Annotated in this window: 8 protein-coding genes and 1 tRNA gene; 2 read left to right on the top strand and 7 right to left on the bottom strand. The window is 37.3% G+C overall.

The genetic code is table 11. The features are described from left to right. Positions 1-7 precede the first annotated feature (7 nt). The 5 genes from BM361_RS05590 to BM361_RS05570 all read right to left on the bottom strand — a co-directional run bounded on the left by BM361_RS05590 (position 8) and on the right by BM361_RS05570 (position 8,839). On the bottom strand, positions 8-3,391 hold the full coding sequence (locus BM361_RS05590; protein WP_074977529.1) for a SusC/RagA family TonB-linked outer membrane protein: 3,384 nt from the start codon (positions 3,389-3,391) through the stop codon (positions 8-10). 95 nt (positions 3,392-3,486) lie between these two features. Then, complete coding sequence (locus tag BM361_RS05585; RefSeq protein ID WP_083425860.1) at positions 3,487-4,704, bottom strand: FecR family protein; 1,218 nt, start codon at positions 4,702-4,704, stop codon at positions 3,487-3,489. Between the two features lie 82 nt (positions 4,705-4,786). Further along, positions 4,787-5,296 carry an RNA polymerase sigma-70 factor gene (locus BM361_RS05580; RefSeq protein WP_255083397.1) on the bottom strand — a complete coding sequence of 170 codons (510 nt, stop codon included), beginning with the start codon at positions 5,294-5,296 and terminating at the stop codon, positions 4,787-4,789. 299 nt (positions 5,297-5,595) lie between these two features. Further along, positions 5,596-6,042: a protein-disulfide reductase DsbD domain-containing protein gene (locus BM361_RS05575; RefSeq protein WP_038266311.1), complete on the bottom strand. Its 447-nt coding sequence runs from the start codon at positions 6,040-6,042 to the stop codon at positions 5,596-5,598. A 10-nt stretch (positions 6,043-6,052) separates the two neighbouring features. After that, complete coding sequence (locus BM361_RS05570; RefSeq protein WP_074977522.1) at positions 6,053-8,839, bottom strand: M16 family metallopeptidase; 2,787 nt, start codon at positions 8,837-8,839, stop codon at positions 6,053-6,055. 223 nt (positions 8,840-9,062) lie between these two features. Here BM361_RS05570 and BM361_RS05560 point away from each other — a divergent pair, with 223 nt between their 5' ends. Then, complete coding sequence (locus tag BM361_RS05560; RefSeq protein WP_083425858.1) at positions 9,063-10,232, top strand: DKNYY domain-containing protein; 1,170 nt, start codon at positions 9,063-9,065, stop codon at positions 10,230-10,232. A 206-nt stretch (positions 10,233-10,438) separates the two neighbouring features. Beyond that, on the top strand, positions 10,439-12,739 hold the full coding sequence (locus tag BM361_RS05555; protein WP_074977827.1) for an FdhF/YdeP family oxidoreductase: 2,301 nt from the start codon (positions 10,439-10,441) through the stop codon (positions 12,737-12,739). Positions 12,740-13,276: 537 nt separating this feature from the next. Here the strand turns inward: BM361_RS05555 and BM361_RS05550 are convergent. Both BM361_RS05550 and BM361_RS05545 read right to left on the bottom strand, forming a co-directional pair. Next, positions 13,277-13,350, bottom strand: a tRNA-Arg gene (locus tag BM361_RS05550). 36 nt (positions 13,351-13,386) lie between these two features. Next, positions 13,387-13,836 carry a GatB/YqeY domain-containing protein gene (locus BM361_RS05545; protein ID WP_038266321.1) on the bottom strand — a complete coding sequence of 150 codons (450 nt, stop codon included), beginning with the start codon at positions 13,834-13,836 and terminating at the stop codon, positions 13,387-13,389. Positions 13,837-13,962 lie beyond the last annotated feature (126 nt).

The following is a 13,962-nucleotide window of genomic DNA, read 5'->3' as shown; positions in this document are numbered from 1 at the left end:
TAAATTTTTAAAACATTGCATTAATACTAAATGAAACGCTACGAGCAAATGGATAATCAATTCCTCTTTCAGCCTGAATCGAAGATATTCTGAAAATATCATTCATATAAGCGTTCAAACGTAAGGTCCTAATCCCAATAGCGCTCAACCACTTCTTATTACTCGCTCTGTATCCCACATTAATAGATTCTCCGATAAGTACGTTTTCATCCTGAACAAATCGCGATGAAATTGGCGTATAACCAGTAAGACCAATTGCTTTGAACTGACTGATATCTCCCGGCTGTTGCCATCTGTCATACAATGCACGTCTATCCTGGTTCAGGGTGATATCGCGAACTGATATATTCTCTACCTTCTGATAAAGTGCATTATTAAAATTCTGACCTCCAAATCGGTATCTAACATTTAAGTTAAAACTAAAGTCTTTAAGGTTAAAGTAACTGGAAATTACTCCTTCCACATCCGGACGAGAGGTTCCTACTACCACTGCATCATCATTGTCATATTCATAGGTTGTTTGTCCGTTTTTCTTTAGGAACACTTCACGACCAGAAGCCGGATCAATCCCTAATGAAGGTACCGCCCAAATATCATCAGGACTGTATCCATCTCTATACCTTCTCAGAGATTCTTCATTCAATGGTTTGTCTTCCAGGAAACTTTCTTCACCATCGGCTACCGCCTGGTCATTTAAACTTCTTAAGGTATTATCAAATCCGCCATATTCCATATTAACCATAGCAGCAGTAGCTCTTAACCTCCAGGTAATACGATTTTCCAAATCGTTAATTACCTTATATCCGGCAATCACCTCAAGACCATTAACATCTAAGCGACCTACATTTAAAGGATATGATACTAAGCCCGTAGAAGAAGCCAAATCGACAGGAACTACTAATGGCTCCGATTTTTTAGTATAAATATTGAACTGGGCATCAAAACGATTTTTAAACATGGCTAGGTCAATCCCTAAGTTGGTGGTATAGGTGCGTTGCCATTCCAGGTCAGGATTCGCCAATGTTGTTAAGCCTAAGCCCGTTCCGAAGCCATTGACTCTATTCAAATAGGTATATATAGAGGTAGAAGCAATACTACCCAGATTCTGATTTCCGGTATATCCGAGTGTTTGTCTTACCCTGAACAAGTTTAAAACATCACTCTTTACCTTCATTTCATTATGCAAATTCCAACCTGCTCCCACAGACCAGAATGGACTGTACTTTTCGTTCGATCCAAAGGCAGTCGAACCATCTATACGGTATGTTGCATCCAGTAAAAATCTATTATCATATGCATAGTTTACAGATCCTAAAATATTATTACGTCTGTATTTTCTGATGTCATAACCCGGTTTTGAATCTGGCTTGTAACTAAAGGCAAATCCCGGATTTCCATTAGAACCTGCAGGGAAACCAACAGTAGTAGTATTGTAAGCTTCGTTATTCTGCTCTTCAATATCAAATCGCACATTCCCGTTAATCATGTGTTTCTCCCCCCATAGATCGTGATACACTACGCCGGCATTAGCTCGGTAACCAAAACTATTCACCTGGCTTCTTCGATATTCTCCTCTTTCAAAAAAGTTAACATCGTCAAATTTCGGATCTTCCGGATCAACAAAAATTTCCTGATCAACAATTACCTTATTCAACTGTACTTGCCCCTGAAAGCGCAAAACCGAGCTGATATCATAGTTGATACCAAAGTTATTGGTAATATTAAAATTATTCGTTTCGTCTTTACTGTTGAGCGTAGAGTAATAAAGTGGATTCACCACATTAAATCCATAAAAATCCTTAACTCTTACACTTTCAAAATAACGTGTGATTTCACCAAACTCATCATACTTTCGATAATATGGGTTGGCTTCCGCGAAATTTCTAAAAGAACCATAGTTAGATTCTCTTGCATCATACCCACCAAGATATAACCTGTTAGAAATATTCCATTTTCCTTTTCTATAAGTCAGGTCTACATTGGCATTCCAGGTATCTCTCCCAGAACCCTTCATTACACCTTCAGCAGCTCTGTAACTAACCCCCGTATTAAACCTGATTTCATCAGTACCTCCACTTACATAAACAGAGTGTTTTTGGGATATAGCTGTTTGAGTTGGTTCGCTTAACCAATAGGTGTTTACTCCTCTACGTACTTCTGCTAATTTTTCAGCATAAAGGGTGTCCATTCTAATCTGGTATTCCAATTCCGGAAATGAACTTGTCCACCTTCCCGACAACCTCTCAAACTCCAATTTTTCCTCGGCATTCATCAGGTTATAATCGGTAAGGTCTGGGAACTGAATATTGTAATCCCCGATATAGTTCACCTGTAACTTTCCTTCTTTAGGTCTCTTGGTTTCAACAACCACTACTCCGTTTGCCGCTTTAGAACCGTATAAAGATGTAGAAGCTGCATCTTTTAAGATCGTAATAGAAGCCACACGGTTCATATCCAAATCCATAATTCTACGAAGACTCGTTTCAAAACCATCGAGTACAAATAACGGACTGTTAGGGTCTGCACCATATGAATCTCTTAAATCATCAGTAGAAATACTGGTTTTACCCCGAACTTCGATGGTTGGTAATATATTAGGATTCGAACCCTGAAGGTTATTTTCTAAAACAATAAAAGAAGGGTCTAAAGTTTTAACGCTTTCAATAATGTTCAAATTACCGATCTCTCTGATTTCATCCCCTGAAATAGTATTCACTGTACCGGTAAACGTTTCCTTTTTACGCTCCACAATACCCGTAACAACAACAGCGTCTAACTCGGCTACATCAGGTTTCAGTTGAATCTTGAGATCCTTATCGTCTTTAATTACAATTTCCTGCTTTAAATACCCCACAAAACTCAAAGTCAAGGTATTTTCTTTAGCAACCCTGATTCGGAATTTACCATCAAAATCAGTACTGGTACCAACTCTGGTACCCTTTACCATGATAGTAACTCCGGGCATCGGTTGGTTATTCTCATCCGTAACCACCCCATTCACGATAAATTGATCTTGAAAATCAGATACTTCTTTAGGAATAATTAAGTATAGGCCTTCTCCCTGTTTTTCTAATTTAAAGTTCTCACCAATTAAAGTAGAAACAACATTCGATAGGTCTTCATCCTTAAAACTCACATATACTTTTCGATTGGCATCGAGCTCTTCCTCACTATAGAAAAAGTCTACATTTGTTTTCTTACCAATCTCTTTTAGTGCTTCGTGGAGCGTCACACTCCCTAAGTTAATAGTCACTTTCTGCGAAAAGGCAAAAGCGGTAAAATTCAAAAAAAGAATACAGAACATAAATAGCGATCGCTTCATAATCCAAACAATTTGTCGCTCATACCGCTGGAGAAACCCATGGGTTTCCCACGATAGATTTTTTTTCATACATTTACGTGTTTAGTTGATTAATTATTTAAGAGTACTAGTTAACTAACAAGACAAACCGGTTTGTGCGGCAACACTAGCCGGTTTTTTCATTGTTATTTTTTTGATATTATAATTTCATATTTTCCATTTTCTGTTTTTACTGCACTATACTCAACCCTTGCGGTCTTACTTATCATTTGCAAAAGATCCTGAACATCATTACTTTTTAAGGCCACGCCGGTAAAAGATATTTTTTCTAACTCAGGTTCGTCAAACTTTACATCAAAGCCATACCATCTCCCAACCTTTTTAAGAATCTCACCCAAAGACTGGTGCTCAAAATAGAACTTACCATTCTTCCAGGAGGTATAATAACGTACATCAACCCGCTGTACCTCAATCTCTTTTTCTTCATCAAAATGATAAACCGCTCGCTCACTTGGCTTAAGCAGTACAGGCTTGGTTTTTTCAGATTGCAAGCGAACACTTCCCTCTACTAATGTGGTGGCAAAAAAACCATCGTCCTGATAAGCACTTACATTAAATGAAGTACCCAACACCGTTACATCCTGATGATTCGTCTTCACTATAAACTCCTTTGCGTCCTTAACAACCTCAAAATAGGCTTCTCCTTGCAACTCCACTTCCCTTTTATCTTCAACAAAAGCCTCCGGATAAGTAATGGAAGAATTTGAGTTGAGCCACACCATGGTCCCATCAGGAAGTTTTAGGGTATAAATACCTCCGGTCGGTACATGCAGGGTATTTTTTCTCACCTCTTTTTTACCGGATCCGACAGCTGAAGCCTCATAAGCCAAAACATTATTAAGGTTTTGAATTTTTGCGCTTCCACTCGATTGTATTTGTTGATTTTGAAAAGACTCCAATTCAATTGTTTGACCATCTCCTAATACTAAGGTGGCTTTTTCATAACCTGGTTTTATCTCAGACAACGTCTTCTCAGTAACAAGGATATCTTGTTGTAACTTATAATTGTACCACAGGGTCGAAATAGTTATCAGTCCAACAAAAACAGCAGCATACTTAGCAAGATTAATGATCTTTCTTCTGCGTTTGCGTTGTTCATTCTGACTGATCTTAGATGATAACCTGTCATATACCTTATGGCGATCTATCCTCTTGTAGAACTCCTCCTTTTCACTAATAGCATCTGCGTTAGAAATTCTATCGAATAAATCTTTATTTTCTTTAGTTTTTAACCATTCGTTTAAATCCTGCTCTTCATCTGGGTTCAAAGTTCCGGTTATCGACTTAGAGATAAGTTCGGCAATGGTATAATTAGATCTGTATGTATTATTCATATTGGGCATTAACAAGTTCTTTTAAAACATGTTATTTTCACATCATTTAACTCTATGAGTAAAAAACATGTAAAGTGGGTGGAAAGAAATCTTAAAAAATTTGATTTTTTAACAAAAAAGCCAAATATCCTAAGAGAATTGGGTGGTCTTTTAATTGTATTTTTAATAATTCAATAGCTCTGGCGCGTTGGGATTTTACAGTATTGACAGAAATATCCATGTCTTCTGCGATATCCTTATATTTCAACCCTTCCAAACAAGATAACTCAAATACTTTTCTACATCTTTCCGGCAGCTTTTCAAGTGCTGATATTAAAATCGCATGCACTTCTTCTTCTATAATATAAGCATCTTCCTGACTCAAAGCATCATCTTTATAAGCATCCAAAGACACGACTTTTTGGGTTTGCTTTAAATAAGCATAAGACTTGTGCTTCACCATGGTATATAAATAAGATTTTAAATCGTCAATCTTATTCATATCACTTTTGCGTTCCCATAAATAAAGCATACACTCTTCTACTATTTCTTCAGCAGCATAAGTGTCTTTTACATACTTCTCACAAAATGAAAGCAACCTCGGATAGAAGCTGTAAAATATTTCTTTATAAGAACCGGCAGTAATCTTAATATGTTCCGTCTTGGGCTTAATGATTGTTTAACGCTTTGATTACTAATTTTTTAAAACGGCGTTAAATATAAATTATCTTTTTGTAAAACCGAGGCTGAAATGTTAAAATTCAACAATTATTTATATAAAATCCACCCCATCACCCACCAACACCACCTAAACAAATACAAACGACTGTATTATTCTCATAACAACACTTTAATTTAAATAAATTGCACTCATAAAAAAAGCCCGGAATACATCCGGGCCTCATTAACTAATCAAAAAAACTATAAACTAAACTCTAATTCTTCAGTAGTTGGTGGTAAACAATTAGCATCATCACATACCATAAACGCCACCCCTCCGGTGATTTTAATTTTAAGGTTCGGGGGAAACTTAATTTTTTGTTTGAAAACAGCTTTGTTATCAAAGTATTTAATCTTCATTTCGAAGATCTTATCATCTACAACATGACCCTCTCCTTCTTCGGTCTCACCAATTAACTTAAATTTCTTTGATGAAGTATCAAACTCAAAGCTTGTTGCAACCGGTCCACCATCAGGTACATCCTGTGAATATAAATGCCACCCTTTTTCAATAGTTGCTGTAGCAACTAAATAGGCTTCAGTATTACTTATTTTTTCGATCGATGCAGACCATTTTACCGGTTCATGTATTTGAGCCTGAGCCCCCAGCCCAATAAATACAAGCAATAGAAATATATACTTTTTCATTTTTTAAGATTTAATTTTTAGGCACCAATACCCCTTCCACAATATCAGATTTTTTAACAATGGTTCCAGCCGCCTTCTTAATATCCTTTTCGGTTATAGCATTGACCAAAGCAATATATTCATCAAGTGAATATACTTTTCTTCCATAAAAGACATTAGAAGTGATCACATTCATCCAGTATCCATTATTATTAACCGCCTCTGTTCTTGATTTGATGAAAGACTTTTTAACCTCATTCAGGTCGTCCAAATTCACAGCAGTAGTCATTTTTTCTAATTCATCGTAAACGACTGCTATTAACTGATCAGTCTTATCAGGGTTACAATCAAAACCTACACTTACGGTATACCTTTCATCCGGAATATCTGTTAAACTTCCCGAGGCTCCAACTCCATAACTGCCTCCCTCTTCTTCTCTAATGACTTCATGACAGCTTTTCTTTAATAATTCACCTACCATATTCACGACCAATCCATTTTTAAGATTATAAGAAAGTTCTCCGTTAAAAATAACCCTTACTGTGGTTTGTGGAGTCTCCATATCTTCCTTCACTCTAACAGTGGTTTTTCCTTTTGCAGGATTATATTCATGATCTACATAAGATTCTTTTGCTCCCGAAGCTTTAATATTACCGATATATTTTTGTGCTAGTTTTAAAACATGAGCTTCATCTATATCACCAACAAAAACAAAGGTAAAATCATCGACACCATTAAATCGGTCCTTATATATCTCCTGTATTTTATTGAAGTTAATTTCAGTTAAAAGTTCTTCATCGAAAATCAATGTTCTCTCATTGTGGTTTGATAATGCCAAAGAAATTGAATCCTGCAAAGTACTCTTCTTATTCTTTTTCTTTTGCTCAATCCCTTTTTTAAATCTTTCCATCGCCAGAACAAAAGCTTCTTGCTCAAACCGAGGTGCTTCAAAACTTAAATACAACTTCTTAAATAACACTTCAATATCTGATTTGGTACTACGTCCGGATACCGATTCTGACAATTCACCCAAGCCCATGCCCAGAGATGTATTGGTACCTGCCAATTTCTTACCTAAATCTATTTTATTGAAGTTTCCTAATCCGGATTGAGAAGCCACGTAGGTTACTGCGTTAGAAGAAGGAAGCATTTCCTTATCTAACAACGACGTTCCTCCTGGACTATACCCTTTAATGTAAATGACATCTTTATCATAAGTGGTAGGATAAATTACCACCTTCGCCCCATTTGAAAGGGTGTACATATTAGCATCAATTCCTGAAAGCTTTTCAGTTTTTACAACCGCTTGTTCTTTTAAATCTTCTGCTATTAAAGGTTCATCTGAAGTTGTATCCTCAAAAGGACTTAAATCAGACTTATGCACCTTATCATAAACTTCAAGAAAGGCTTCTCTGGTCGGGTATTCTTTATCTTCCGGACCGGTAACCGCTATAACAAGATCTTCCTTTTTATATTGAGAAGCCACATGATTAATAAGATCTTCATTAGAAATAGTCGCTAACCGTTCCACCAAATAATTAACACTCCAATCAATATCCGGCATTGGATCTTTGCTGAAGAAATAGCTGTAAATACTATTAGCATAAGAATCACTACTAATTTTATCCTTATTTTTTAATCTCGATAACTGGCTGTTCTTTATAGATTTTTTAGCTCTTTCCAATTCGCTCTCCGTTGCTCCAAACTTTACAAACCTTAACAATTCTGTGAGTGCGAATTCAAAACTTTCGAGCTCCTTTCCGGTTTTTGGCTGTATACTCAAGCCTAGAATATCTAAAGGTCTTACGAAATTCGAATATGAATAACCTGCACTTAATGCAGGACATTCAGGTTTAACCGTCATTTCTCTATACCTGTTATTCAATATATATGATACAAGACTTTTTTTAATTCCGTTATCGACATACTCAAACTCCTTCAGGTCTTTAGCTTTATTTCGAACGTAAAACTGAATCCCAACAGTGCCTATTTCCTTATCAGTAGAGGTCATAAATTTTGTTCCACCATCAAATTCAATATCAAATTCAGGTCGTACCGGCAAGTTCTTTTTAAGTGGAATGGTAGAAAATAATGTCTTTATCCTGGCTTCCATTTCATCCACATCGATATCTCCTACAACAATAACCGCTTGCTGATCTGGTCGATACCATCGCTTGTAATAATCTCTCAATTCATCATACTCAAAATTATTTACAACCGACATTAATCCTATCGGCATTCTCTTGCTATATACCGACCCAGCCAGAACGGCCTCGGTCCAGATGCGCTCAGAAACTCTAAAACCTGGTGTGTTTCTGGTTCTCCACTCTTCATTAATAACACCTCTTTCAGCATCTATTTCTTCATCAGTCAACGACAAATTTCCAGACCAATCATGCAAAACCAATAATGTAGAATCGATGAGCCTGGGGTTGGTTACTGGTACCTTGCTTATATTATAAACGGTTTTATCAAATGAAGTAAATGCATTAATTTCAGATCCGAATTTTATACCATTCTTCTCTAAATATTCAAGCATGGTTTTTTCCGGATAATGTTCCGTTCCATTAAAAGCCATATGCTCTAAAAAATGCGCTAATCCACGTTGCGTCTCTTTCTCCAATACCGATCCTACATTCTGTGCAAAATAAAAAGAGGCCCGCTCTTTTGGCTCTTCATTATGCTTAATATAATAATGCATTCCGTTAGACAACACTCCTTTACGTATCGAAGTATCAAACGGAACAACATCCTGGGATTGAACAGGAATACTAAACACAATGAATAGCATGAATAATCCTAAGGTAAATGTTCTCATAAGTTTTAATGTTTTTAATACCTATAGAACAATATAAATGCTAAAAAGGGTGTAACCAAAATATCATTTTGACATTTATTTAACGTTTTTATTAATTCAACAGCCTAATCCCCAAACTATAATAACAAGACATACCTCGGCATTAAATAATTTTAATCAAACACCTTCTTAAGATTTAATCTAGCATATACGTAAGATTAAGATTACTTATTATATTTGCGATATGACTTTCATAACAAACCACCCGTATTTATCATTAACTGCATTCATTCTTATTTTGAATTTTGCAATTAAAAAGTTTACACGCTCCCAACATACACCTCTTGCACAGTTATGGCTATTTTGCATTTCAATTCTGGCGCAAGCTTGCAGTCCTTTCTCCGGCCCCGTTGACAAACCTGTTTCCGACTCTTATTACTATTCAAAGACGAAAAAGGATATCTGTTATAGTCCGATGGGAAATTGGTTCGAATTGGGCAACACTAAACTGAATGCCGATGTTAACAGCTTCAGCGTTATTGGCCGGGATTTTGGCAAGGACAAAAATCATTTATATTTTAAGTACCACATCATTGATAACGAAGTGGATACAGCCTCCTTCCGGGTAAGCGATGACGATTACTTGTGCTTTGACAAAAACAATGTTTATGTTGCCTTCAGTTATTCATCCATTGCTTTCAGAGATGCGAATCAAGAAAATAAACATCTGTGGAAAATAACCGATGCCGATCCAAAAACATTCACTCGGATAGATCACAATTGGGCAAAAGATAATGCACATTATTTCTACAATCACAAGCCGGTAGCAGTAGATTATCCAACTTTTACCATCCTTAACAGCAATTTTGTTAAGGACAAAGACAGTGTATATGCACTAAAAAGCTATCAACTCTCATCGATTACCTCGGCAGATCCTGCTTCAACTATTATCATCAATGACAGATATATAGCTGATAAAAATGCTGTTTATGACTTTCAGGAATATCAAAATCAGAAAATCACCGATTCCCTTAGCACTATCCCATATCAAAGCCTTAAGGACTTGAGAATTTTAATGGATCAATATCTGATATTTGACTCGAAGGTGGTGTACGATGGTGTTCTTATTGACAAGGCGGATGCAGGTACATTTGAAATTATCGAACATCCATATACCAAAGACAAAAACCACGTTTTTTACTATGGAACTCTTATGGAGTCAGCTGACACTAACACCTTTGAAGTTTTTGAAAACAAAATATACGCAAAGGATAAAGACCAAATTTTCGCTTACGGAAAGCCACTGAAGGAAGCTGACGTAACAACTTTTGGCCCCTCAGAAAACAAACATTCTTTATTGTACAGAGATAAAAACCACACCTATCGGGGAGATGAAATCCTTCTGGAAAAATAAACCTTGAGGCATCGTTATGGGGTGTATTCACCAAACTACCCCTACATCATAATCAAAGCGTACCAGGATAAGAGATCGCAATTTTTATATTGTTATCTAAAAAAGTGGTAATTTAAGGTGTTAAGTAAAACAATTCACCTACTAAATCATGCACTTATTTCGGCATGTTTAAAAATTTAAAAGCAACAAAGAAACTTATCAAGGTCATGAAAAATGGGGTTAAAAGAAATATTTCTTATACAGGAAAAATCAAATTTTCAGGCATACAAATCAAAGAACCTCTTAGTTCTTCCGCTGGATTTTTAGGAGTTAAAGAAGCATTAAATCACACTTTTAAGGAGATGGGTATTATTCGTGCCACTAAGGCCCTAATGAAAATGAACCAGGAAGATGGTTTTCGCTGTCCGAGTTGTGCCTGGCCAGTACCATTAAAACCTTCGAAAGTAGCTGAATATTGCGAAAATGGCGCAAAAGCATTAGCGGATGAAGCCACCACACAACACATAAATGCCGATTTTTTCGCATCCCACTCGGTTGAAGAATTATCTCAACTAACAGATTTTGAACTCAATAAATTAGGCCGTATTACAGAACCTTTACTACTTCGCCCTGATTCTTTGTATTACGAAAGCATAAGCTGGGAAAATGCCTATGAAATCATAGCAAAAGAACTGCATGAATTAAACAATCCGGATGAAGCCATTTTTTATACCTCCGGTCGCTCGAGCAACGAAGCAGCTTTTCTTTATGGAATGTTCGCCCGCGCTTTTGGGACTAATAATATGCCTGACTGCTCTAATATGTGCCACGAAGCTTCAGGAGTTGCACTTTCCAATACCCTGGGTATCGGTAAAGGATCGACAACCCTCGAAGATCTGCACGAAGCAGAAGTCGTTTTAACAGTCGGACAAAACCCGGGCACCAACCATCCGAGAATGTTAGCCGCTCTTGAAAAATGTAAAAATAACGGAGGATCAGTTATAAGTATTAATCCGTTAGAAGAATTAGGCTTGGTAAACTTTAAAAACCCTCAAAACATTAGTGACATGTTGGGAAGCGGAACTCCCATTGCGGATATCCACCTCCCGGTTAAAGTCAATGAAGATATCGCCCTGGTAAAACTGATTCTAAAAAAACTAGTGGCCATTGAAACACTGAAAGGTAATGTATTTGATCTGGAATTTATCGAGCAATACACAAACGGTTATCAGGAACTTATGGAGGACCTGAACAAATACGACTCCTCAGAACTACTTGCTCGTACAGGAGTTTCAGAAAACGATATAGATAAAACCGTAGCCCTCCTGGCTTCAAAATCAAAAATTATAGTTTGCTGGGCGATGGGTCTTACCCAGCACAAAAATGGAGTGGAAACCATACAGGAGTTCGTCAACCTCCTTCTCCTCAAAGGTGCTATCGGAAAACCTTCAGCAGGTACTTTTCCGGTTCGGGGACATAGTAATGTTCAGGGAGACCGCAGTGTCGGCATCATGGGCTTTGTTAATAAAGAATTTAATCAGCGGATTCAAAAGCATCTGGGGTTCGCCCCACCAACAACAAAAGGCTATGATGTAGCCGCTGCCATCAGCGCCATGCATCGTAAAGAAGCAAAGGTTTTTATGTGTTTGGGAGGTAACTTCGCCATGGCTGCCGCCGACACGGAATATACCGCACAGGCCATTCAAAATTGCCAACTGACGGTACAAATAAGCACTAAATTAAACAGAAGTCATTTGATTACCGGCCAGACAGCATTAATCTTACCTACCTATGGAAGGTCTGAAAAAGACTATCAGAATGGTCAACTCCAATTCCTTACTATGGAAAGCAGCACCGGAAAGGTCCGACAAAGCAGAGGCCTACTGAAGCCTGCTTCGGGGGCTATAAAAAGTGAACCGGAAATTATCGCTTCCATAGCGCACACCTATTTTGATGGTAATCATGCCGTGAATTGGAAGGCCATGGGACAGGATTATAACCTCATACGTGATGCTATTGATAAAACTGTAAAGGGCTTTGAAAATACAAGTGAACGTTCTAAAGGATTTGGATACTACCTGCCCAATAATGCACGTATTCGTGATTTCAGTATGTTACCACAGGGAAAGGCCAAACTCACGATAAACACTTTGTCGGAACATCGATTAGAAAAAGACGAACTATTACTGATGACCTTCCGGGCTCACGATCAATTCAATACCACTATTTACGGTTTAAACGATCGTTATCGGGGCATTTACAATGAACGCCGTGTGGTTTTCATGAATCAGGAAGACATGCTTGAAAAGAACCTTAAGGCACAAGACATTATAAATATTTACAGTACCTACCATGGTAAAACAAGGATTGCTAAACAGTTTTTGGTGGTTCCTTATAAAATACCCAAAGGAAATATTGGCGCCTATTATCCCGAAACCAATGTTTTAATACCACATGACGAATTTGATCCGAGGAGTAGACAGCATATTAGCAAATCTATAAAAGTGAGAGTGGAGCGAAGTAAGTGATTTTAGAAAATTTAAACTTGATTAGTAGTGATTTACCTTATAAATCTAAATGTTATAAATACTCTGATTGCACTTCTGATTTCTCCCAAGAACTTCGAGAACAAAGGTCCTTTCTAGCCGTTTTTGCAACTTTTTGCCGCTGCGTACAAATGGGTGCAAAATGATATAAAAGAGTTATTCTATTGCGACTCGACACCTAAAAACCTCCTATTTACCCCTCAGATAGCCCATAGTTTAAGTATGGTTGAGGCATGGTTAAAGTATGGATAAAGTATGAGCAGGTCTAAATCAATATATTTTAGTACGTTTTGTTTCAGGAGGTTTGATCAAACAAGGTAATTATAATTGATATCGATTATTCACACGGCATCAATTCGGATTACTCCGTGATCCTCATAACGCTCCCCTTTGCAAATAACAGGTCGGCAAAGCTGGCGCTTTACCTTTTTCATTTCCTGCTAAATCTCCAAACTTCGTTTGGATTTATCCGGAAATAAAAAATCCGGTAACTTGCGTTACCGGACCTGTTGCTTGTAGTGACCCCGGGAGGATTCGAACCCCCAACCCTCAGAGCCGAAATCTGATATTCTATCCAGTTGAACTACGGGGCCAAGAATTCCTGTGTTTACAGGATTCTAATTCTTTTATTAGGCTAATTTTTGTTTAACTATCGTTGAAATTGCCTTTCCATCAGCTTTACCAGCCATTTCTTTTGACGCCATTCCCATTACTTTCCCCATGTCTTTCATGCCTTCAGCTCCGGTTTTAGCAATAATATCGTCAACAATCTTAGCAATTTCGTCGGTTGATAATTGCTCTGGTAAAAACTTCTCTATGACAGCGGCTTGCGCTAATTCAGGTTCAGCAAGATCTTCTCTGCCCTGCTCAATAAAAATAGCAGCACTGTCCTTACGTTGTTTTACTAATTTCTGTAAAAGCTTTATCTCCTCATCTTCCGATAATTCATCCCCCGCTCCTGCTTCTGTCTTGGCTAATAATAAAGCAGATTTAACAGCTCTTAAAGCTTCTAAAGCTACCTGATCTTTCGCTTTCATGGCAGCCTTCATCTCAGTCATTATGTTACTTTGTAAACTCATAACAGTATCCCATTTAAAAAAGGTATGCGAATATAAAAAAATAACCCGAAACCATTGACTATGGTTCCGGGTAATTTAACAAAACGTAGGCTAAGTATGAATATGCTATTAATCAATATAGACTAC

Origin of the sequence: Zhouia amylolytica (assembly GCF_900116365.1) — a bacterium.
Classification (GTDB): domain Bacteria; phylum Bacteroidota; class Bacteroidia; order Flavobacteriales; family Flavobacteriaceae; genus Zhouia; species Zhouia amylolytica.
The sequence above is the reverse complement of the archived record's forward strand: the minus strand, read 5'-3'. Positions and strand labels throughout refer to the sequence as shown.

What these genes read in the sequence shown, in the direction of transcription:
- BM361_RS05560 (WP_083425858.1), top strand. Translation starts at nt 9,063, where the DNA reads ATGACTTTCATAACAAACCACCCGTATTTATCATTAACTGCATTCATT.
- BM361_RS05555 (WP_074977827.1), top strand. Translation starts at nt 10,439, where the DNA reads ATGAAAAATGGGGTTAAAAGAAATATTTCTTATACAGGAAAAATCAAA.
- BM361_RS05545 (WP_038266321.1), bottom strand. Translation starts at nt 13,836, where the DNA reads ATGAGTTTACAAAGTAACATAATGACTGAGATGAAGGCTGCCATGAAA.
- BM361_RS05570 (WP_074977522.1), bottom strand. Translation starts at nt 8,839, where the DNA reads ATGAGAACATTTACCTTAGGATTATTCATGCTATTCATTGTGTTTAGT.
- BM361_RS05575 (WP_038266311.1), bottom strand. Translation starts at nt 6,042, where the DNA reads ATGAAAAAGTATATATTTCTATTGCTTGTATTTATTGGGCTGGGGGCT.
- BM361_RS05590 (WP_074977529.1), bottom strand. Translation starts at nt 3,391, where the DNA reads ATGAAAAAAAATCTATCGTGGGAAACCCATGGGTTTCTCCAGCGGTAT.
- BM361_RS05585 (WP_083425860.1), bottom strand. Translation starts at nt 4,704, where the DNA reads ATGCCCAATATGAATAATACATACAGATCTAATTATACCATTGCCGAA.